The sequence below is a fragment of the Daejeonella sp. genome (genome assembly GCF_030684675.1).
Classification (GTDB): domain Bacteria; phylum Bacteroidota; class Bacteroidia; order Sphingobacteriales; family Sphingobacteriaceae; genus Daejeonella.
The window spans coordinates 13,996-36,507 of record NZ_JAUXXZ010000066.1; the positions used below are offsets into that span (position 1 = coordinate 13,996).

General features: G+C 40.0%; 16 protein-coding genes. All 16 read right to left on the reverse strand.

The window, feature by feature from the left end:
- Position 1: 1 nt before the first annotated feature.
- The 16 genes from Q8M41_RS14355 to Q8M41_RS14430 all read right to left on the reverse strand — a co-directional run bounded on the left by Q8M41_RS14355 (position 2) and on the right by Q8M41_RS14430 (position 22,419).
- A complete protein-coding gene (locus Q8M41_RS14355; protein ID WP_305365974.1) occupies positions 2-1,111 on the reverse strand; it encodes a bile acid:sodium symporter family protein in 1,110 nt (369 codons plus the stop codon).
- A gap of 34 nt (positions 1,112-1,145) precedes the next feature.
- Positions 1,146-2,381: an aminotransferase class V-fold PLP-dependent enzyme gene (locus tag Q8M41_RS14360; RefSeq protein WP_305365975.1), complete on the reverse strand. Its 1,236-nt coding sequence runs from the start codon at positions 2,379-2,381 to the stop codon at positions 1,146-1,148.
- Positions 2,382-2,408: 27 nt separating this feature from the next.
- Complete coding sequence (locus tag Q8M41_RS14365) at positions 2,409-2,954, reverse strand: RidA family protein (protein WP_305365976.1); 546 nt, start codon at positions 2,952-2,954, stop codon at positions 2,409-2,411.
- A 60-nt stretch (positions 2,955-3,014) separates the two neighbouring features.
- A complete protein-coding gene (locus Q8M41_RS14370) occupies positions 3,015-4,268 on the reverse strand; it encodes an amidohydrolase/deacetylase family metallohydrolase (protein ID WP_305365977.1) in 1,254 nt (417 codons plus the stop codon).
- 24 nt (positions 4,269-4,292) lie between these two features.
- Positions 4,293-5,513, reverse strand: coding sequence for an aminotransferase class V-fold PLP-dependent enzyme (locus tag Q8M41_RS14375; RefSeq protein WP_305365978.1), 1,221 nt, complete (start codon positions 5,511-5,513; stop codon positions 4,293-4,295).
- Positions 5,514-5,638: 125 nt separating this feature from the next.
- A complete protein-coding gene (locus Q8M41_RS14380) occupies positions 5,639-6,850 on the reverse strand; it encodes an aminotransferase class V-fold PLP-dependent enzyme (RefSeq protein WP_305365979.1) in 1,212 nt (403 codons plus the stop codon).
- 23 nt (positions 6,851-6,873) lie between these two features.
- Positions 6,874-8,127, reverse strand: a complete 1,254-nt coding sequence (locus Q8M41_RS14385) for an amidohydrolase/deacetylase family metallohydrolase (RefSeq protein WP_305365980.1) — start codon at positions 8,125-8,127, stop codon at positions 6,874-6,876.
- A gap of 85 nt (positions 8,128-8,212) precedes the next feature.
- Positions 8,213-9,511 carry a hypothetical protein gene (locus Q8M41_RS14390; protein WP_305365981.1) on the reverse strand — a complete coding sequence of 433 codons (1,299 nt, stop codon included), beginning with the start codon at positions 9,509-9,511 and terminating at the stop codon, positions 8,213-8,215.
- Positions 9,512-9,612: 101 nt separating this feature from the next.
- On the reverse strand, positions 9,613-11,166 hold the full coding sequence (locus tag Q8M41_RS14395) for a SusD/RagB family nutrient-binding outer membrane lipoprotein (protein ID WP_305365982.1): 1,554 nt from the start codon (positions 11,164-11,166) through the stop codon (positions 9,613-9,615).
- Positions 11,167-11,190: 24 nt separating this feature from the next.
- Entirely contained in the window at positions 11,191-14,679 is a 3,489-nt protein-coding gene (locus tag Q8M41_RS14400; protein ID WP_305365983.1) for a SusC/RagA family TonB-linked outer membrane protein, read from the reverse strand.
- A 116-nt stretch (positions 14,680-14,795) separates the two neighbouring features.
- The gene (locus Q8M41_RS14405) at positions 14,796-15,974 is read right to left on the reverse strand and encodes a FecR family protein (protein WP_305365984.1); all 1,179 of its coding nucleotides are present in this window, start codon (positions 15,972-15,974) and stop codon (positions 14,796-14,798) included.
- Positions 15,975-16,071: 97 nt separating this feature from the next.
- Positions 16,072-16,629: a sigma-70 family RNA polymerase sigma factor gene (locus Q8M41_RS14410; protein WP_305365985.1), complete on the reverse strand. Its 558-nt coding sequence runs from the start codon at positions 16,627-16,629 to the stop codon at positions 16,072-16,074.
- A 139-nt stretch (positions 16,630-16,768) separates the two neighbouring features.
- Positions 16,769-18,433 carry an aminotransferase class V-fold PLP-dependent enzyme gene (locus tag Q8M41_RS14415; RefSeq protein WP_305365986.1) on the reverse strand — a complete coding sequence of 555 codons (1,665 nt, stop codon included), beginning with the start codon at positions 18,431-18,433 and terminating at the stop codon, positions 16,769-16,771.
- Between the two features lie 55 nt (positions 18,434-18,488).
- The gene (locus Q8M41_RS14420; protein WP_305365987.1) at positions 18,489-19,763 is read right to left on the reverse strand and encodes an amidohydrolase/deacetylase family metallohydrolase; all 1,275 of its coding nucleotides are present in this window, start codon (positions 19,761-19,763) and stop codon (positions 18,489-18,491) included.
- 299 nt (positions 19,764-20,062) lie between these two features.
- Positions 20,063-20,530 (reverse strand): RidA family protein, encoded by a 468-nt coding sequence (locus Q8M41_RS14425; protein ID WP_305365988.1) that lies wholly within the window; start codon positions 20,528-20,530, stop codon positions 20,063-20,065.
- 233 nt (positions 20,531-20,763) lie between these two features.
- Positions 20,764-22,419, reverse strand: a complete 1,656-nt coding sequence (locus tag Q8M41_RS14430) for a PLP-dependent transferase (RefSeq protein ID WP_305365989.1) — start codon at positions 22,417-22,419, stop codon at positions 20,764-20,766.
- Between the last annotated feature and the right edge of the window lie 93 nt (positions 22,420-22,512).

Consider the following 22,512-nt stretch of genomic DNA (forward strand, 5'->3'; position numbering starts at 1 on the left):
TTTAAGCTTCTGCCATTCCGGCTGAAGCCTCCTCTTTAGGCGGATTACTATTCCAGTATGAAGCAAGAATCGATGATGAAAAACCCATGATAGGCCCGCAAACAGCGGTGGCAAGTCCAACAGTTGCAATCTTACCCATAACTTTTGCAATCCCTGAAACAAGGCCGGCGTTCTGAGTGCCAGTGGTAATTGAAATTGTACGGCAATCAAATTCAGATAATTTGAAAAGTCTTGCCAGCCAGTAGCCAAAGAAAAATCCAAAGAGAATCATAAGAAAAACTACGATGATCAGTTCAAGTCCGATATTCAGTATACTATCCCTTCCTGCAGCCATAATTATCGCAACAATAAATGCAACACCAATCATAGAAACCAATGGCATTGAATCATCCAGCCATTTCGCTTTCCCATGGAGAAATTTATTAAAAATGAGTCCGGCGCCTATAGGTATAAATACCATTTTCACAATACCCCACATCATTTCCATAACATTTATTTCAATGAATCCACCCGCGAGTACTTTCATAAGCAGGGGAATAAGGAAAGGTGCAAGCAAAGTTGTAATGGCTGTAATCGTAATAGCGAGCACCACATTTGCTTTTGCCAGATAACACATTACACTTGCAGTAACAGATGTTGGGGCGCATCCCAGTAGAATGATTCCTGCCGAAATTTCGGGTGGAAAGTCAGTGAAACTTGCCAATGCAAAACCAAGCGAAGGCATTATTGTGTATTGGCCGATAACTCCAACAATAACTGATTTAGGAGATTTCGCCAGTGCTATAAAATCTTTCAGACCCATTGAACAGCCCATTCCAAACATGATTATCTGGATCAGAGGGGTAATTAAAGTGGCGAATTCAAATCCATTATATTCCTTGAAATATTGTGGATAATACAATGAAGTTGCAACCACAGAAAGGATTGTAGTAGTAAATGTTAGTCCACGAAGTACAGGAAAACCTCTGAAACTAATTGCGAGTAATAATAAAAAAGCAATAACAAATGGCCCTGCCTCTGCAATATTGCCATTAGAAGCCATATAGAGGGAAATCAACAAACTAACTATTGAAATCCCCATCAAAAGCTTGGAAAAGACACCCTTATTCATCGTATCGGATAAGATAAAAATTGATTAAAAAAAACTAAACGGATGCCTTAAGTAACTCTTCTTTGACCCTGCCAGCAACAATTTTCTCCTGCCCTGGTTTTAATTGCCATACTGAAAGTTCAATTCCATCTCTTTTTTCCCCCATTGTACCGCCACCCATTACTTCAATGCCCGGATTACCATTCCACAAACGCTCTTTGAGTTGCCTTCCTGTCATTTTTATCTTAGATTCATCCCATGAAAGATGTAAGGTGGGTGTATTATTTGCGATCTCAGGTATGAAAACTTCAGTTTTTACTCCATTTATATTTTTAATGGTATTCACTACAACAGCCATACTGGCTTCCCACATCTTCCATTCCTTTTCATGATCCATTTTAATATGTCTTTCCAATGCAACATACATAGCAAGGATTTCTTCCTTGTTCACTTTATGTCCACGGCAGATTCCGCTATTTGGCGGTGCACTTAAACGTGATGCTGCTATCAGATCTTTTTTGCCCATGAGTATACCTGTACTTTGTGGCCCTCTCATTGCCTTACCTCCTGAAATCGCAACCATATCGAAGCCCATATCATTGAATTTCCAGAGATTTTCCACCGGATGTGCATCCGAAGCAATATCAATCATGGTTGGAATATTATGCTTTTTACCAAGGGCAAGCCATTGCTCATAGTTCAATTTCCCTTTGTTCAATTCCCTGTTCAAAAACCAAAGCATTGCGGTCTTTTCACTGATCGCTGCTTCAACTTCTTCTAAAGTTTCTACGATTATAAGTTTCGCACCTGTATTGGTCAATGCCTGATGGTATCCATTGGCATGAGCCTTTTGAAGTATCACTTCAGACTTCATACCATCTACATTCGGAAGTTGCATCACCTTTTTTCGGTCCATGCCAGTCATTGCACCAGCAAGTCCCTGCACCAATGCCGACCAGCAACCGGCGGTAACTGTAGCTGCCTCCGCATGGCAAAGCTCAGCTATCTTAGCCCCAACTTTATCCTGGACATCATTCAGCAATACAAATTCTTCTGCACCTTTAGTAATTGCCTGGGTAACTTCAGGCGGCATCAAAGAAGCAGTCAAAGTTGTACAAACACATGACGCATTTATAAATGTTTTAAGACCCAGTTCTTTAAAAAGGTCACGTCCTGCGATAGCAGGTGTTGCTTCTTCGGCTGATGCTGAAGAAGCTGTTAAACCGGTACCAATAATTCCTCCTGCCAATGGAGCAACTGATAAAAATTTAATAACGTCTCTACGTTTCATATTTATAATTTTTAACTATTAAAAAAATCAGTCCTTCATTTCAACGATCATCTCAATCTCAACCGGAATATTTCTAGGTAATGATCCCAACCCTATGGCTGAGCGCGCATGCTTACCACTTTCACCAAATACTTCAACCATCAGGTCCGAAAATCCGTTGATTACCTGAGAGTGATTATCGAATTCTGGTACTGCATTCACCATACCCAAAACCTTTACAATTCGCTTTACATTATTCAGATTACCTACTTCAGCTTTCAATGATTCCAATAAGCTAATTCCTGTTAAACGTGCAGCATATTTTGCTTCTTCAAAGCTGAACTCTTTACCAACCTTACCGATCATGAATTTTCCATCTTCCTTTAGGGGACCCTGCCCGGAAAGAAATACCAGATTACCTACTCTGACAGCACCCAAAAAATTCGCTGAAGGCGGGCCGGGAGTCCTTAATTTTATCCCCAATTCCCTGATCCTTGTTTCGGGATCTTTAGCAACCGATTGAGCCTTAGCAGAATTGTATACAATAACACTTGCCAACAGTATAAAAAGGATAAATGTGATTTGCTTTTTCATGTGATTTAAAGATATATTATTTGTTAAAGATTAAATTTTCTATTGTATTAGCGGTTGAGGCTATTTAGCCATTGGAAAAGACAAAGCATTCAGATCATAAACAATCCTTCCTCCCTTAATAGTCATTTCACATTCAAGTAAATTCTTCCCATCCTGTTTGAATCTGGCAACATCATAGAATCCGAATTTACCTTCCCGAAGATTCAATACAGTTACATCAGCAATTGCACCTACCGAAAGATGCCCTAGTTCTTCATGCTTTATTGCCTTTGCAGCAGCCCAGGTACTTGCTTTAACAGCATCTGCCAATGGCATATTCATAGCCATGAATTTAGACATCACATTCAATTGGTCCTTCATAGCAGAGTTCATGCTACCGGTGTGTAAGTCTGTACTGATTGTTTCCGGAAAAAATCCCTGCTGAGTTGCCGGTATAGCTTGTGAAAAAGTAAAACTTCCACCACCATGACCTACATCAAAAATTACACCTCTCCTACGGGCTTCAAGAACGAATGGCTTCAGCTTCTTAGTTTCCAGATCAACTATAGTCTCTTTAGTTCTGATCAGCTCACCATAAGTATGGGTAAAAATATCGCCAGGGCGCATTTTCCGCAGGAATAATTCCTCTAATGATAAACGGGGAACAGTTCCTCCAAAATCAACCATGATTGGCATATTAGCCAGTTTACCGGCCTCTACCGCACGATCAACAGCAACCCAGTCAGATTTATGGTAATGAGCAACTTTGATCCCAACAATATGATCTTTATAATGTTTTGCTACGTCAGCAGCCATCTGAGCATCAAAAAAGCTATTATTTTGCTGTTCCAGAGAATTTTCATCACCGTACATTCCCTTTTTGGAGATATTCAAAAATGCCAGAACACGGGTTTGAACTTTATCGATTACATTTTTCTTGAACAAATCAAAAGTTTCTGCCCCGGCATCACCTGCATCAACGATAGTGGTTACCCCAACACGAAAGGTAAACCCATCTGCTGCAAGCGAAGAAAACCCATTTTCCAGTTGACCATCAGGATCAGTACCTGCAAAAACGTGTCCGTGAATATCGATCAATCCAGGAGTCACATATTTTCCGGTGATATCAATCACCTGTTTTGCCATTTTGGGATCTATATTGGCGGCAATTGCTGCGATTTTACCATCCTGAATGGCGACATCCATTACTTTGTTAATGTTGTTTTTTGCATCGATGAGATGCCCGCCTTTCAGCAAGGTTTGATAAGTCTGGGCCTGAACTGAAAAATTAGCGAGTAAATACAGCGCTGCTAATAAGAAATAACGTTTTTGCATTTTTATTGATTTTTGATTTTTGATTTATACTGAAGCCTTCAAGAGTTCTTCTTTTAAACGGCTTGCCACAATTTTTTCTTCTCCTGCTTCAAGAACATGCATACCACAACGAAGGGTATTCGGTGCTTCCCAGGAAATTACTTCTACAGATGGATTTCCCTTGCGAAGACGTTCTCCCATTTCTATATTCGTTAGCTTAATCTTATTTGGATCCCAGGTAACTTTAAGAGTAGGCATTTTATTATCTTCTGTTGATGGAATATGGGTGCCTGTAGTGACACCAGGGATAGATTTAATAACACCCGCGATATAGGCAATTTTTCTTTCCCACATCTCCCATTCCTTTTTATGATCCAGATTGATAAAACGCTCAAGAGCGGCATACATTCCGAATACTTCTTCCTTATTTACCTTTTGTCCGCGGCCAATACCACCTCTTGGGTTATTACTCAGACGGGCCGCATCGACATACTTCTTTTTACCCATTAAAATTCCAGCACTCTGAGGACCGCGCATAGCCTTGCCACCTGAAATTACAACCAAATCAAAGCCCATATCATTGAACTTCCAAAGATTTTCAACAGGTGGTACGTCTGCAGCAATATCAATCATTGTTGGAAGATTATACTTTTTACCCAATTCAAGCCATTCTGCATGCTTGATCTGACCTACATGAACTTCGCGGTTCAAAAACCACAGCATAGCCGTATTCTCATTGATTGCAGCCTCAACTTCTGCCCGGGTTTCGACTTTGATCAGCTTTACTCCAGCCTGGGTAAGGGCATGATCATAACCCATCGAATGACTCTTTTGAAGAATCACTTCCGATTTCATCCCGGTTCCTGCAAGATTTGGTACCTGACTTACCCGCTTGGAATCCATCCCTGTCAAAACACCTGCCATACCCAGCATCAATGCCGACCAGCAACCTGCAGATACCAATGCTGCTTCTGCATGGCACATCTGCGCAATCCGTTCACCCACCTTCTCCTGCACATCATCAACAAGAGCAAATTTCTTTGATGCTCCATTAATTGCTTCCATAACTTCAGGTGGCATCAGGCAACCCGACATAACTGTGTAATTGCCTGCGGCGTTTATAAAAGTTCGGATACCCAGCTCTTTGAACAGATCGCGGCCCGCTGCTGGTGCAGAAAGCATGTTATTAAGTGGTGCAGCTGTCGCTGTAATCCCACCAGCCAGCGGAAGCAGGGTGAGGGATTTTAAAATTTCTCTGCGTTTCATTATTGAGATTATTTACTATTAATTACTTATTATTCCTGTAACAGGAGAATCATAAAATTCAATATTTATAAAATTTAAGGCTCTCTATGCGATAAAATTTAGAAAACCAACTTCTGGGGTATTGTCTAAACATGTGCTTTGAAAAGCTCCTCTCTTATTCTTGATGCTACAATTTTAACCTCATCCTTTTTCAGCATATGAGAGGTTACGTTAATGCTTCCTGCGGGACCGCCCATTACTTCAATGGATGGGTTTCCATTCCGTAGGTTGACCGCCAGATTTTCTAATCTGATTTTTGATTTATCCCATGATATATTCAGGGTAGGAATACGATTAATCAATGGCAAAGGAATCAATTCGGCCTTTACTCCCGGAACGGAGGCAGCTTCTTTTGCAATGACAGCTATTCTGTCTTCGAGCATTTTCCATTCCTTTTCCTGATCTGTATTAATAAAGTGCTCTAAAGCGATATATAAACCAAATATTTCTTCCTTATTCACCTTCATTCCACGGCCAATGTTTGATCCCCTCGGAGGGGCACTCATTCTGGCCGCAGCAATAAGTTCTTTCTTTCCGCTCAGGATTCCTGTGCTTTGAGGCCCTCTCATAAATTTACCTCCTGAAACACAAACCAAATCAAAACCCATATCATGAAACTTCCATAAATTTTCTTTTGGTGGAAGATCAGCAGCCATATCAATCATGGTTGGTATCCGGTGTTTCCTGGCAAGCTCAAGCCATTCTTTATGCTGTATTTTACCCAGCGAAGACTGATAATTTATAAAATACATCATGGCAGTCCTATCACTGATTGCCTTCTCCAACTCTTCGACTGTTTCCACAGTGATTAATTTCACACCACAATTGGTCAGCGCATGAGCATAACCATCATTATGAGCCTTCTGCAGGATCACTTCAGTTTTCATAGCTGAACCCTCAAGTCTGGGGATTTGAGAAACCTTCTTTTGGTCGGTTCCACTAAGTACTCCTGCCATTCCAAGCATCAGGGCAGAAAATGCACCGGCAGTGACCATGGCCGACTCAGCATGTAACAGACTGGCAATCCTTTCTCCCACTTTATCCTGCACCTCTTCAAGCCTGCAAAAAGATGTTGCAGTTTCACGAATTGCATCAGCTGCATCATGCTGCATTAAAGATCCGCTGAGGCTTGTAAAATACCCCGAAGCGTTGATGAAAGTTCTTAATCCAAACTCCTTAAACAAATCACGTTTTGATGAAGGAGCCGCCTGAGCGGATTGTACCAACGAACCGGAATTCCCTATCGCGCCTGCAAGCGGCAACATGGTTAAGGTTTTGAGAATTTCCCTGCGCTTCATTGATTCAAAAGTATAGATAGCAATTATTTAGTAAGATCCGGAAGCGGGTTTACAATGCCATTAAGGTCATAAACAATTTTACCTCCGAATATGGTCATTTCACATTCAAGCTTTTCATCACTGTCCATTTTAAAGCCCTGCATGTCATAAAAACCAAATTTTCCTTTTCTCATGCCAAGAATAGCGACATCCGCGATAGCACCTTCAGTAAGATGGCCAAGTTGTGGACGGTTGATTGCCTTGGCCGGAGCCCAGGTACTCGCATTAATCACCTCAGGAAGATCCATTCCCAATTTCAGGAATTTAGACATTACTAAAAGCATATCTTTCATTGAACCCTTCATACTGCTGATGTGCAGATCCGTACTGATTGTATTGGGGTGGAAACCGGCTTTTGCAGCTGGAATCGCCTGGGAATATCTGAAACTTGATCCTCCATAACCCACATCAAAAATGACTCCTCTCTTCTGAGCTGCCATCACGAAAGGCTTTAAAGCTTGTTTTGCTGTATCTACAATAGCCTCTTTTGTATCAAGTAATTCACCAAAAGTATGGGTAAAGATATCTCCGGGGCGCAAGCGCTCCATTAACAAAGAGTATAGGGAAAGACGAGGCTTGGTTCCTCCAAAATCGATCATAACAGGCATATTTGCCAATTTACCTGCAGCCACACCACGATCCACATTCGTAAAATCGGGACTTGTAAAATGGGCGACTTTAATACCTACAACATGCTCCTTATAAGCCAAAGCTGCTTTTGCAGCGACCTGAGCATCCATATCAGTAGTATTTTGCTCAATAACACCACCCCGCATACCATTACCAACGATATTCAAGAATGCCAGTACGCGCGTTTGAGAATTGTCAATAATATTCGTTTTAAAAGTCTGGAAATCTCTCCAGCCCGACCCTCCGGCATCCACAACAGTAGTTACTCCGACGCGCTGATAAAAGCCGTCAGGCATTATACTGTTAAATCCATTACTGTACATATGGTTAGGCTCAGTTCCTGCAAAAACATGACCGTGAATATCAATCAGCCCCGGAGTTACATACATCCCTGAAGCATTCACCACACTACTTGCCTCAGAAACATCAATGCTTAAGGCTACTTTTGCGATCTTACCATCTTTAATGGCCACATCCATAACACGGTTTATATTATTTTTTGGATCAATAACATGCCCGCCTTTAATAATAATGTTGTAAGGTTTTGTTTGTGCGAAAAGCGCAATTGGTAACAGGATACTTACAAAGAAAATACAGAACTTCCTCATTTTAATTGTTGATTCTAAATGTTTACGAATTTGATAATTGAAATAAATTTAATAATACCAGTTTAACAGAAAGTCTGAACTGTTATCAGTCCAATCTTTTTCCGTTTTTATCCCATCCTTTGCTAAAAAAATGCGATTCTGGAGAGCTGAGGTAACGTACCCGTGACAATTCAGGTGTCTCCAATATTTTATATCCCAAGATACGGGATTCAAGTGCAAAATCCAAGATGCCACTGCTTAGCATGGTTCGCTCAACCGGGTAAGGAGCCTTACCTGTCTTGAACATGATCTCCATGTTTTTAACAAGACATCCGAAATGATAATGCGGTTTTCCGGCCTGTAATTTCATGAGTGTAGAAAATGGCTTTTGCTGACCTTCGATATCTATCGCATAAGTAAAGTCCTGAAGCAGGCCGGTAAGCAGAAATGCAGCAGCCTTCAACCCATCATTATAATCGATAATAAACACTGCAGGCTTTTTCACTAAGTCTCTCATGCTACCTGCCACCCGCGTTTCACTGTGTGAAATTGCCAGATCAAAAAGCCGTTTTACCCATTCATTCTGGTCAATGAAGTTCCAGCAATCCTGTCCTTCGAGACATTGGACTGCACGAACACCTGTTTCACCCCCCTTCCTTCTTTCAACCACTGCCTGCAGCCCGTCGAGTAGATGAAAGCCATAGATATCAAGTCCGCTGAATGAAATTCCAACTGCATATTTTTGCTTTGCCCCATAAGGAGTATCCACCGCAGGAATACGCCAGGAAACAGGAATAGTAGATCCAGCTAACATCGGAAATTTCAATTCTTTGGAAATTTCAACCATACGTTTAGCCTGTCTCCAGCTCCATGAAAGGTGCTTATCGTTGAATACCGGGACCGACTTCTTATACTGACGGAATACATCAGTAATCTTCAGAAACATTTCAAATCTTGGATACAGTTTTTGCTCCTTATCATTTGTGGGATATACTCCATGTTCGCCGATAAGTATAACTCCATCAACAGCAAGCTGATTACCGCCCAAAGTCAGGGCATCTGCCACTGTTCTAAAGATTGGAACATTGTATTTCTTTGCTAATGGGCGACTCATATCATTATCAGGAACCTGTTCTGTAAAAATCGAAACGATCTTTGAATCAGGGTAAGGAGCCATCTGATCCTGATTAAAACCTTCAAGATATTTTCCGATAATTACATCGGCATGTGAACCAGGACGATATTCAGTAATAATTGCTGCAAGCCGTTTTGGTCCTGATTGAAATTCCGGCTTATAATCCGGCATTTCTTCAGCCTGAACCGACTGGAAAGGCAATACAGCACCTGTTACAGCTCCGGAAACCGGTAAAACTGAGAGGTATTTAATAAGTTCTCTGCGCTTCATTTCTTTTAAAAAAGGAATATTTGACTGTGAATTAAATTAAAAAACAAAGAGGAAAAATTTATATCCTAAGATATAAATTTCCCCTCTCTGATCATAAAAAATTACTCTTTATCCCACCAAACACGACTTAGAAGTGTATTATCACCACTTTGTCTTGCTTTGGCTGCCAGGAAGTTCTCTCTGTTCAAAGTTTCTTCTGATTCAGGTACAATATAACGACGCGGAATTCTCCCACCTGTGATATTTCCAGGATAATTAGTTGGAATTAACACAGGATATCCTGTACGTCTCCAGTTAGAGAAGTTTTCTATCTGGTCAAGATAACCCAATACCCAGCGCTGAGTAGAGATCTGCTCAAGCTTCTGCTCAAAGGTACCTGCAGCAAGGAACGGATTATATTTCAGATAGGTTGTTACCTTATCGGTAGAAATTGCACCTCCCGCTCCATAAAGCGACCATTGTTTCATGGCAGAACTTACACCATTATTATAAGAAGTTGTGGCATTTCCGGCATACCAGCCTCTGATTGAGGCTTCAGTAAGCAAAAAATGAACCTCTGCAGCACCCATCACTATTACCGGAGCATCATATCTCATCACCGTATTTGGATTTGGCTCAGAATAAGTTTCAAAATCCGCAGGATATCCGTTAAACTGCGCATTTTTCATACCTTTTTGCAGGGCAGTTGCTGTATCAGCCACATATCCTCCACCAGATTGTTTGACCCATAAAACTGAGATCACATTCAAACGCGGATCTTTCGTAGTTGTTGAATTCCCTTTCAGGTGATCAATAAAACGCTGAGAAATTTTTGAACCCTGAACGTTTAATGGGTTCTGTCCGTCAACATAATCCAACACCCGCATTTGTTCTGAGAATGGATTTCTGTTACTTAACAGTCCACCATCAGCATAAGGTGCTCTTGTAAGGTCTGCATCATCAATAATCGGACCACCGGCAATTGCCTTTTCTACCCAGGTTTTAGCAAGTGCTGCATCAATTTTTGTCAAACGCATTCCGAGTCTCAGCATCATTGAATAAGCGAACTTTTTCCATTTTACAGTATTTCCATCATAAAACAAGTCTGAATTTCCATAGGTTGCTTTAGATGCATCAAAAGCTAAAGCTGCCTCTTCAAGTTCTTTGAACATATCCTTGTAGATATCAGATTGCAGATCATATTTAGGCTGGTATTTAGCTTCCAGACCTTTCAAAGCCTCAGTATAAGGTATGTCTCCGTAAAGATCTGTTAATTGATGAACGATATAAACACGCCAGATTCTGGCAGCTGAGAGCTTATTGATGTTTGCAGGATCCTTCCTGGTTTCATTAATCACCAGTTGTATCTGATTCAAACAACCGGAATAAGCAGACCAGTTATTTCTCACATAACCTTCAGCGAAATACTTATCACCCGGTGCTGTTACCTCACTGTAGGTAGCTTCCTGCTGCAGCATTTGCATATTGTTGAAACGATTACCATTCGGGTTTAATCCGATAGCACTCAATTGAGCCTTTGTAAACAGAAAATTAGCATTTACACTTTCGTAAGCATTCGGATTCTTATTAAGCTCTGCTAAATCCTTTGTACATGATGACAAAGAAATCGCTAATATAAGAGCCGTATATATTGGTTTAAAACTTAGATTTTTCATCTTGAAAATTTTAGATAACATTAATTAAAACCTTACAATTAAATTAACCCCAAACTCACGGGTTCTTGGAATTGTATTTGAGGACTGTCCCTGATTGTTACCGATAGTATAAGCAGATTCCGGATCAAAGTCAGTGATATGCTTGAAAAGAATAAATGGATTTCTGGCAACAAGTGAGATATCTGCTGACTGAATCTTCAAAGATTGCAGCTTACTAACAGGCAACCTGTAGCTAAGTACTGCGCTACGAAGTTTAATAAAATCACCATCAAATACAGAAGTAGTGAGTGGGCTTAAACTAGCCTGGTTATTATAATAGGTATCTAACTGATCAACCGGCCATGTTTTAGTGAAAGGCAAACCTGCCTGATCAACTCCCGACACAGTTAAACCACTTTCTCTGCCCGGAAGTGTATTTTTCAATAATCCAAAGCGGTACATATAACGGCTTAGTCCTGACTGAACAATATTTCCGAATTTAGCATCAAGAAGAACATTCAGGGAGAAGTTTTTGTACCTGAAATTATTGGTCAATCCCATCGTATATGGAGGAACGCCCTGACCATATTCTATCTCTGGACCTTGAACCTCATAACCACTAAGTTTGTTGTAAACACGAACACCGCTTGCATTGGTTAAATAAGTTCTTCCTCTGATAGTATTGTAGGGTCTTCCAACACCTGCTCCTCCAACGGTACTAAGTCCGGGTGCAAGTTTCAAAATCTCACTCTTGTTGTAGGCAGCATTATAGCTTACATCCCAGGTGAATTTATCTGACTTGATTGGAGTACCGGTTAATAAGATCTCTACACCTCTGTTACTTAATTCACCAACATTTAGTAATGCTGAAGTATAACCTGAAGATGCTGCAATTGAAGTACTCAGAATATCATCAGTTGTTTTACGGTTATAGTAAGTGAAGTCTAAACCTAAACGGTTATTCAGGAATTGCATATCGATACCCCCTTCATAGGTAGTTGAAGTAAGTGGTCTCAGATTCGGATTTGACAAAGCGGAAGAAGTACCCTGAACCGGACGACCTATATGACCTCCCTGCTCAAAAGTATACAACTGATTGATCTGATAAGGATTTACAGTTGCACCTCCCACCTGTGCCCAGGAAGCCCTGATCTTTGCAAAACTAATTATTGATGGCAGCTTAATCGCATCAGAAAGAATGAAACTGGTTCCGAATGATGGATAAAAAATTGAGTTATTACCCGGATTTAGGGTTGAAAACCAATCCTGTCTTCCGGTAAAGGTAAAATAAAGCAAACTCTTGTAACCAATATCTGCAGAACCGAATACTGAATTCTGTCCGAAACGGCTTAAACCTACAGTAGCAGATTGGATCGCAAGGTTGGAGAAACTGATAAAATCAGGAACAATGAATTCTGAACCGTAATTCGAAGTTGATTCAGCAACGTTCCGCTCAATATTTCCTCCTGCCATTGCAGTAAACTGGAAATCCTCGAAGAAGGTTTTATTGTAATTCAGCAAAGCCTGAGCAGTAGTTTTAGTTACAAATGAGGTTCCTGAATTAAACAATCCTCTAGGTCTTTTTGCAGTACCAATCGGCATATAATCCATAGACTGGAACCTGTCTATATCCCTCATTCCACTCACCTTTACAGATAAATCATCCAGAATATTGTACTGGATACTTGCCTGACCCATAAAACGGTTTTTGGCATCTGTATTCCCCATACGATTGATTACGAAATAAGGGTTCTGAGCCTCAGGAACCTGCTGCCATTGAACTTCATTGAAATTGGCGTCATAACCAGGAGCCAGACTGCGGATATCCACTGTATTTGCCAACAGGTTTGTAGCCCATGAAGTGGTATTATCAGCATATCCATTTCCAGGGCGATTTTTTCCCTTCTCTACATTATATTGTAAGGTTGATTCAACAATAATCCTTTTACCTAGCACAGATCTCAAACTTACATTACCAGTCTGTCTGGCATAACTTGAACCTGGTTCCATTGCCTGAGCTTCGAGATCAGATAATGATACCCTGTAAGTAAGTGATGGTGAAGTACCTCCAGAAAATGCTATCGTATTTGTTAAATTCGTGCTTGGCCTGTAGAAATTTTTCCAGTTATCTTTTACGTTAACCGGAGAATAAGGCCTCATAACTCCATCAAACTGGACATAAGGCTGTCCATCCATTTTAGCTCCAAAAGATAAACGACCGGAACTGATTGCCTGAGCTTTAGTGGTAGGCTTTACACCATCCAGACCCTGACCGTAGGTATATTGTAAATCAGGATACATTGAAGGACTACCAACTGTGAAATTGCTATTGAATTCTACTCCAATTCCTTTTTGGGCTTTTCCACTCTTGGTTGTAATCAAAATTACACCATTCGATGCCTGGCTACCATATAATGCCGCAGCTGGCCCACCCTTCAAGACGTTAATTGTCTCAATATCATCCGGATTGATGGCAGCGATACCATCTCCACGGTCTAAGATTGTCGCTCCTTCACCTTGTGCCTGTGAACGAGCTGTATTGTTCATTGGCATACCATTAATTACATATAATGGCTGGTTGTTACCACTTAATGAACCGTTACCTCTGATGATGACACGACTTGAACCACCAGGACCTGAAGACATACCTGTTACGTTTACACCGGCAATCTTACCGCTGAACGCGTTTGCCACGTTGTTCTCTCTTGCCTGGGTAAACTCTTCACCTTTCACCTCCGTTACTGAATAGGCCAGCGCCTTTTTCTCTCTGGAAATACCCAATGCCGTAACTACTACTTCTGTTAACGCTGTGTTGGCAGCCTCAAGTTTTACATTTAGTGTAGTTCTGTTGCCTACTGTAAGCTCCTGAGTTTGATAACCGATATATGTAAAAACAAGTACGCTATTATTATCAGGAACATTAATTGTAAATCGTCCATCTAAATCTGTAGTTGCACCAATAGCTGTACCCTTCAGTTTTATACTTACTCCCGGTAAAGTCTCGCCCTGTGCATCAGTAATCTGACCTTTAACTACAATATCTTTCTCTTCCAATAAGTCTGAAATGTTAATCAGATTGCTTTCAGGAACCATGACCGAAACAGTCCTTTTTAATACCAGTATTGTCTTATTCTTAATACTGAATTCTAAAGGCTGATCCTTAAATAATGAGATCAATACCTCAGAAAGATCCTCATTAACCGCATTTATGGTTACTGGCTTCGCTAAACTGATCAGTTCTTTCTGAAAGAAAAATCCATAACCCGTTTGTTTCTTAATTGAGGAAAAAACCTTCTCAATCGAAACATTTTCGCCGCTGTAGGTTACTTTTTGAGAGTATCCTTCTGCCCGAACATTTAAGATTATGGCTAAAAGTAAAATAAATGTCAGCTTCATGACAAGGAGAATTGGATTAAATGAAATCAACTGGCTTTTACTATACGTAAAGAATCGAATTCCGCCAGTAATTGTCGGCTTTAAGTCGAGAGTTGTAACACGACTTAGAGAGCCCTCTGTTTTAGTAAATAAATTCATAAATTTGCTTTGTTTGGTGGTCAATAATCTATCTCAATATTTTTTATTAGAAGACCAGACTTTAGCCAGGAGCGCGTCAACGCTTCTGGTTTTTTTCTGCCTTCTACTATTTCAGTTTAAGGCATAACGACAACCTCCTTCCCATCTAGTCTAAAGTGAATATTACTTTTCTGAAGTATTTCCAACACCTCCAAAAGGGTCAGATTTGTTGCTATGGCACCTTCAAAATGTTGTTCCGGTAACACCCCTTCATATCTGGCAGTTATCCCGTACCACCTGCCCAACTGACGCATAACTGTTTCGATACGGGCATTTTCAAAATAGAAATAACCATCTTTCCAGGCCACTTCAGCCTGAGTGTCCTTTCTTTGTATTCTGATATCCCTGTCAACCTTTGATTGCTCACCTGGTTTAAGTATTTGAGATTTTTTTGTATTTAATTCTATCACCCGAACAGCTCCTTCAATCAGCGTAGTAGTAATAGAGGGCTCATCAGAATAGGCATTGATATTAAAATGAGTACCAAGCACTTCAACTGTCTGATTTCCAGACCGAACTGAAAATTTTTTATCATCATTCTTGGAGACTTCAAAATAAGCTTCTCCTTTTAGCTCAACCTCGCGTGTATCTCCGGCAAAAAACACCGGAAAACGCAAAGAAGAGGCAGAGTTCAGCCATACCTTACTGCCATCTGCCAGATTTAACTGAAATTTTCCGCCAACTGGTGTTTGAATGGTATTATACACTGTTTGAATTTCTCTTTTCTCAGTTAATGACTGTTCATTAGCTGATTTACTGAGTGTATACTCAATGATACCTTTTGAATTCTTATGGATCTTGATTCCACCCTGATTAATCAAAACCCCGTTTTGTGAATCATCCAATACAATCTTCTTTCCATCAGAAAGTGTGAGAATTGCTTTAATCCCTCCTGGCTGAATATCTTCTACTTTTTGCTTTGCAGCTACTTTTACAGGAACCGGAGCAGTTTGAATCTGATCATTCTTAAAATAGAAATACAATCCACTTGCCAGAAAAATGAGGATAGTGGCCGCTGCGGCCAGGGAAGAATATCTACGGTAAACAGGTACTTGCCTTTCTGCCAACTCAGGCAAATCAATTTTTGAAAAAATAAATGATTTCAGATTTTCCTCATCCTCCTGTGGGTCAAAATCCCATTCCGAATCCGTGTTCATTTCAGAGCGATACCACTGAAACAATTTTTCAGTTTCTTCAGCTGAAGCAGAGTTATGAAGATACTTTTCAACTAATTTTTGAATTTCTTCTCGTTGCATAGATCACCGTTTTAGGCTTATATACTATATAGTGCCATAAGTCGACAAGCACCCTTGCAAAAAATGAAAAAAGATTTAACAGAAAATTTACATGAACTTAAAAGAGGAACAAATTCATTGCATTCTTGAGATTCAGACGAATGATCTTCAAGCCTTTTGTGAGATAGCCTTCTACAGTTTTCTTGGAAATACCAAGCTCCATTGAGATTTCAGTTGTAGATAGGCCATAATTACGACTGTAGTTAAATACCATTCTGCAGTTCTCAGGCAGGTCTTCAACCACTTTATTAATATACTCCTGAATAAACCGGGTATCAATTTGCTCCTCAGTGAGAGTAGACAATTCATCCGCAACGTTATGAGATTCTATCTCCAGTCTTCTTTTCTGTTTATAAATTAGTTTGAATACAGAAAATCTGACGGCGGAACCAAGATAGGTATTAAGGTATTCAATATTCAGTTCGGCTTGTCTGGCCCATAATTTGGCAAATATTTCCTGAACAATATCCTGTGATACAGATTTATCCTTACTAAAAGTGTAGGCTATTGCCAGCATCTGTTTCCAGTATCTATTATAGATTTCTGTAAACGCTCCCTGGCTGCCTTCTTTTAAATACTCAAGTAATTCTTTATCAGATGAGGACTTATAGTTCAAGATACCTTCAATTATACAAGTCCAATATAGGAATATTCAATTACAAAATACTCCAAAAAAAAATCATGATTTTATTTGAAATCATGGTTTTTTATCGATAAACCTCAAAAAACCGGGCAATTATGCCTCAAAAAACAAGCTAAATCAAAAAATTACCTCCCTGTGGTCTTCCTTTTGGATAAATTACAGGCTTTTTGACAATTTCAGATTTAGTTCTTTTGGCGCTAAACTTTGCCGAAAGAAATTCATGCATATCTATTTCTCCGAAAACCGATTCAGCACTGACTATACCTTTAAATGTGGTTTGAATCCTATCACCCGGTATCACCCAGGTACTTTGCATTTTAATCTCATTCCCTTCAATTGTCCCATTTATTTCACGCTCCGAAAAATCAGATATGTGAACTCCTGAAAAATAATTTCCGTCCTGCCGGTCAATAAACAGATGTTGCTTATCAAGACTATTATAAAACTGCACTTCCAGATTCCAGCGTCCCAGCATATTTACGGATGGAGCCTTCATTGCCACAATGGGTTTCGGACTTCTTTTCCTTGCAATAACCTCCCTAATACGGGATGCGGCGATCTTATCATCTCCGGGAACCATCATATATCCTACCAAACTGATTCCGGTCAGACCAGGTTCATCTCTATAGATGGCAACCCCAACTCGTGGAAAGGTATTTCCCAATTCTTCAGAAACCTCCTGACCAGTTACATGAAGTTCATCCGGATTCCAGGTTATAAATAAATAAGGTGTTACATGATGTATCAATTTCGGGTCGGGCATTCTGATACGATAACTAACCCCCTTCACTGTTGCAGCCTGCTTTCCAATATTTTCGAGCCAGTTTACCCAGTTTTGCATCTCCTTTTTATGATCCATCCCTACCCAGGTTTCTACTGCTGCAAGCATGCCGATATGTTCTTCGCGGGCCACTTTGTTATCACGACCAGGACCATGATGTGGGGCTGCAGCCTGCCATGTAGACATCAACAGATCCTTTCTTCCTAATAAAAGTCCGCAACTGCCGGGAGCCTTAAGGCCCTTTCCACCACTAAAAGCAACCACGTCAGCTCCTCTCGATAAATGATCATTCGGAAATGTAAGAATGTGCGCAGCAGCATCAACAAAAACCGGAACATTTAAAGGTTTAGCGATTTTTGAAATAATCTCAAGTGGCAAAAAAGATTCCTTTTCAGCATCTATATAAATCATGGCTGTTTTCGGACCAATTTTCTTCCTTAGATCTTCTTCATTCTCAACAGTAATAATTGTAGCTCCTGTACTTCTTATAGCCTGATCATAAACTGTGCGTGAAGCTTTTGGAATGATAACCTCTGTTTTTTCGAATCCCCTCAAATCAGGCATTCGGACTAGTTTTTCGGGATTACCGCCTGATAAACATGCGAAAGTACAAAGCTTAATTCCGGCCGCTGCACCAGAAGTTACCAGCCCCCACTCTGCTCCCGTCAACTCTGCAAGGCGCTTACCTACTCCCTCTACCAATTCATCCATCTGCACATTCAGGGTAGAAACAGCCTCCATAGCCAATCTCACTTCTGGTCTTGCCACCGAACCACCCATGATTGTATTTGTACCTTTGCAATTGATAAAAGGTTCAACCCCAATAGACTTTAAAATTTTGTGTCCTCTTTCGGCAAGTTCAGCATCCGGAGTTTTCGAAACTCCGGATAAAAAAGCAAATCCATTTTTACTCTGAGATGCTTCACTCTCCAACACTGATGCGTTTGAAGCAAAAGGGAGCAGGGTCAGGCCCTTAATTATATCTCTGCGTTTCATAAATTAAGAATTTTGTCTAAATATTTTTTAGGCTAATGAGCATTTAATTATAAATCTATTTTGATTCTATTTTTGTGGCACCGCGTCCATTTAAATCCCATACAATTTTTCCTGCCCGGATGGTAAGCTCTGTTTCCAGTTTTTGACTGCCTTTCAAAACGAAACCATGTGAATCAATAAATCCAAAATCCCCATTTTTAACATTTAAAACAGCAATATCTGCCTCTGCACCAGGGCTTAAATGCCCAAGTTCAGGCCTTTGAATATATTGTGCAGGATTCCAGGTGGACTTTAAAATAACATCGTTTAGAGACATCCCCATATTCAGGAATTTTGACATGATGTTATTCATATCTTTCATTCCTGCATTCATATTTCCAATATGAAGATCGGAACTGATTGAATTAGGATACAGTCCCTGTTTAAGTGAGGGCATTGCCTGAGAGAATACGAAACCGTTACCACCGTGACCAACATCAAATATAATTCCTCTGTTTTGTGCATTGAAAATGTATTGTTTAACCCTTCCATTTTGATCAACCAGAGCTTCCTTATAAAATGGTGCTGTTGGCGACCGCGTACCTGCATGGTACATATGGGTTAAAATATCCCCCGGCCTCAGGTGTTTCATCAAAAGTCGCTCAAAGGAGTTTGATGGAGGCATTCCTCTCCAATCGATCATTACAGGTCTTTTTGAAAGCTTGCCGGCCATCACCGCACTATCGACCGGAATTGACTGCAGTCCATTGTAATGAGCTACCTTGAAACCCACAATATCATCCTTATAATATTCGGCAAAACGGGCAGCCATTACCGGGCTCATGTCTGTTGAATCCTGTTCATTGGCACCCATCCCATCACCCACTATATTTAAAAAGGCTAGAACCCGGGTTTTAGACTGATCTATAATATTCTTTTTGAACAGGGGGAATGACCTCCATCCTGAACTTCCTGCATCTACAACCGTAGTAACACCTGCCCTTAAAGTAAAGCCATCCGGAGGAAGCGAGTTCGGCCCATCCATATAATGCTGCTCCTTATTGGTTCCGGCAAATACATGAACATGAATATCAATAAGTCCCGGAGTAACGTATAAACCTTTAACATCTATTACTTTTTTGGCAGACGAGGCAGGAATATCCGCTGCAACACGAACTACTTTGCCCTGATTAATGGCAAGATCCATTTTCTCATTGATCTTGTTCTTCGGATCAATCAGATGACCACCTTTAAGTAAAATATCATAAGTCTGGGCATGTAATATTGCACTCATGCTCAGTAAAATTCCTGTCAGGAAAGGAAGGAAAATGCGAAAAATTTTGAGATTCATAGATTGATTTTGAGATTAATAAGGTAATTATTTTACATTTTAATATTTAGCAAGATTTGTAACGAATCAGGTACTGTTAAAATTAGCTTCAATTTTTAATTAATAGAGTGGACTCCTGATCGAATCACAAATTCGAAAAATCAATATATAGATAAAATTGATAACAAAATAATATAATATAGATATGATTGATAATAAGATTCCTATCCGAAAAAGATACTCAATGCCGATTATAAATAACTAAAAGAAGGGCATGATTATCAGGCCCCGGCTCACAAAACCATACCCTGATACATCTTTTAGATATAGGCAATTGCATCTATTTCAACTATCGTATCTCCAGGAATACCGCCTTTTGCAACAGCAACTGTAGTACGGGCAGGCGGCTTACTTCCGAAACGGCCTTTATATACTTCATTCATACCCTGGTAATCTGCAAAATCATTCAGATAAACATTTACTTTTAAAACCTTTTCCATAGAAGAACCTGCTTTAATAAGCTCATCCTCAATTCGTTTTAATACAATCTCCGTATGATTTTTGATCTCAAATGGCGCAGTGTGTGCTCCCTTTCCGGAAACATAAACCATGTTACCATGTTTGGTATAACTCGAAAATAATGGCACGTCCTGAAACTCTGTAATCTTTCCAACTTCCTTTTCAGGAGAAGAGATTGGTGCATTCGCATTTGCAGCCATACCAAATCCAGCAACACCTACAATAGAGGCAAATAATTTCTTTAATACTGATCTTCTTTCTGTTTTCATTTTCATTTTTATTTTGAATAGTTAATAATTATTTCCAGAATTTTTCCTTTACATAATCAAACTCTCTAGAAATGTTGAATAAACTAATATAAAGTTTTCTTCAGGTTATCAATCACTGAGAAATCAGAACCAACTGATTATCAAAAATTTACTCAATAAAAATGCCCTGATCTTTTAGCCTAAGCCCTTGTATTATTGGCCAAATAATTCTCCTTAAAATGCACTGTCAAATATTAACTTGACTGTGGCCGGTGTTTTGGATAATTAATGGGCTTTTTATTCTGAGAGTATTTGTGCTTTTTAGCTGTGAATTTGGCAGTATTAAACTCATCAAAATCCATCTCGCCTGCTAAAACACCAGAATTAATACTTCCCTGCATTGTGGTCAGAATTCTGTCTCCCGGCACATTATAATTACACAAGATTTTTACCTCATTTCCATCAATGCTCCCGGAGAAAGGGCGACTTGAAAAATCTGATTTAAAAATACCGGTAATCCAGTTTCCATCCTGATTATCTATGAATAAATGCTGGGTTACTTTGCTACTGTAGTATTCAACTTCCATATCCCATTGCCCAACCATATTCATCACCGGATTTTTCATTGCGGGTATAACTTTAGGCTGCCTTTTCCTCGATAAAACTTCATGGATACGATTTGCTGCCACTTTATCATTTCCCTCAATCATCATATACCCCACCAGGGTAATACCCGTAAGTCCGGCTTCATCTTTGCCAACCTGAACTGCAATTCGAGGAGCAATTGTTCCAAGTTCTTCAGCAACATCCTCACCGGTGACATGCAGTTGTTCAGGATTCCACCTGATGTGGAGGTATGGAGTAACATGGTGAATCAATTCCGGATCAGGCCTGGTAATCGTTGTTTTAATCCCATTGATAGTTGACACCTTTTTGTTGATTGTTTCAAGCCAGGATACCCAGGTGTTCATTTCTTTCAAGTGGTCAAGCTTAACCCATGCTTCAACTGCTGCCAGCATTCCTATATGCTCTTCCCGTCCAACCTTATTGTCTCTCCCAAAACCATGGTGCGGTGAATTTACCTGATGGGCAGACATCAGGAGATCTTTCCTGCCTAAAATCAATCCCGAACAACTTGGTGCTTTTATTCCTTTTCCACCACTGTAACCTACTACATCAGCTCCCTGAGCTAAATGAACATCCGGAATGGTAAGAATATGAGCAGCAGCATCAACAAAGACAGGAATATTTAAAGGCTTTGCAATTTTTGAAACACTTGAGATTGTAAATTCATCTTCCGAAGGCGTCATATAAATCATTGCCGTCCGGGAATTAATACTTCTTTTTAATTCATCAAGACTTTCAACGGTGATTACTTTTACACCGGCATTTCTGACCGCATGATCATAAACATTTCGGCAAGATAGCGGAATGATTACCTCAGATTTTGCAAATCCGGTCAGATCCGGAATTCTCAACAATTTCTCCGGATCCCCACCTGTCAGACAGGCCGCAGTAACCATCTTGATACCGGCTGCGCAACCTGCTGTAACAATACCCCATTCAGCTCCTGTCAGTTCTGCTAACCTTTTCCCAATCCCAAAAGCCAGTTCATCCATCTGAACATTCAGGGTAGAAACAGACTCCATCGCTAATCTGACTTCTTTCCTCTCGATAGAACCACCCATAATTGTATTAGTACCCTTACAATTCACAAAAGGCTCAACACCGATAGATTTTAGTAAACTTTCACCCTTTTTTACAAGTTCTTCATCAATTACTCTTGAAACTTCCTCTAAATGATCCTGGATTCCATTAATATTGAAAGAACTCTCGTTCATTGGTGCAGCAACAGCACTCCCGGCAAAAGGCAATAAGGTCAAGCCCTTAATTATTTCTCTTCGTTTCATCAGTTTATTTTTATGGTTTTTATACTGTGCGGGATGGAAATTTTTATGATTAAAATTAACAGTCGCTAAGAATTTTTATGTTTATTTTAATTA

What these genes read in the sequence shown, in the direction of transcription:
- Q8M41_RS14355 (WP_305365974.1), bottom strand. Translation starts at nt 1,111, where the DNA reads ATGAATAAGGGTGTCTTTTCCAAGCTTTTGATGGGGATTTCAATAGTT.
- Q8M41_RS14360 (WP_305365975.1), bottom strand. Translation starts at nt 2,381, where the DNA reads ATGAAACGTAGAGACGTTATTAAATTTTTATCAGTTGCTCCATTGGCA.
- Q8M41_RS14365 (WP_305365976.1), bottom strand. Translation starts at nt 2,954, where the DNA reads ATGAAAAAGCAAATCACATTTATCCTTTTTATACTGTTGGCAAGTGTT.
- Q8M41_RS14370 (WP_305365977.1), bottom strand. Translation starts at nt 4,268, where the DNA reads ATGCAAAAACGTTATTTCTTATTAGCAGCGCTGTATTTACTCGCTAAT.
- Q8M41_RS14375 (WP_305365978.1), bottom strand. Translation starts at nt 5,513, where the DNA reads ATGAAACGCAGAGAAATTTTAAAATCCCTCACCCTGCTTCCGCTGGCT.
- Q8M41_RS14380 (WP_305365979.1), bottom strand. Translation starts at nt 6,850, where the DNA reads ATGAAGCGCAGGGAAATTCTCAAAACCTTAACCATGTTGCCGCTTGCA.
- Q8M41_RS14385 (WP_305365980.1), bottom strand. Translation starts at nt 8,127, where the DNA reads ATGAGGAAGTTCTGTATTTTCTTTGTAAGTATCCTGTTACCAATTGCG.
- Q8M41_RS14390 (WP_305365981.1), bottom strand. Translation starts at nt 9,511, where the DNA reads ATGAAGCGCAGAGAACTTATTAAATACCTCTCAGTTTTACCGGTTTCC.
- Q8M41_RS14395 (WP_305365982.1), bottom strand. Translation starts at nt 11,166, where the DNA reads ATGAAAAATCTAAGTTTTAAACCAATATATACGGCTCTTATATTAGCG.
- Q8M41_RS14400 (WP_305365983.1), bottom strand. Translation starts at nt 14,679, where the DNA reads ATGAATTTATTTACTAAAACAGAGGGCTCTCTAAGTCGTGTTACAACT.
- Q8M41_RS14405 (WP_305365984.1), bottom strand. Translation starts at nt 15,974, where the DNA reads ATGCAACGAGAAGAAATTCAAAAATTAGTTGAAAAGTATCTTCATAAC.
- Q8M41_RS14415 (WP_305365986.1), bottom strand. Translation starts at nt 18,433, where the DNA reads ATGAAACGCAGAGATATAATTAAGGGCCTGACCCTGCTCCCTTTTGCT.
- Q8M41_RS14420 (WP_305365987.1), bottom strand. Translation starts at nt 19,763, where the DNA reads ATGAATCTCAAAATTTTTCGCATTTTCCTTCCTTTCCTGACAGGAATT.
- Q8M41_RS14425 (WP_305365988.1), bottom strand. Translation starts at nt 20,530, where the DNA reads ATGAAAACAGAAAGAAGATCAGTATTAAAGAAATTATTTGCCTCTATT.
- Q8M41_RS14430 (WP_305365989.1), bottom strand. Translation starts at nt 22,419, where the DNA reads ATGAAACGAAGAGAAATAATTAAGGGCTTGACCTTATTGCCTTTTGCC.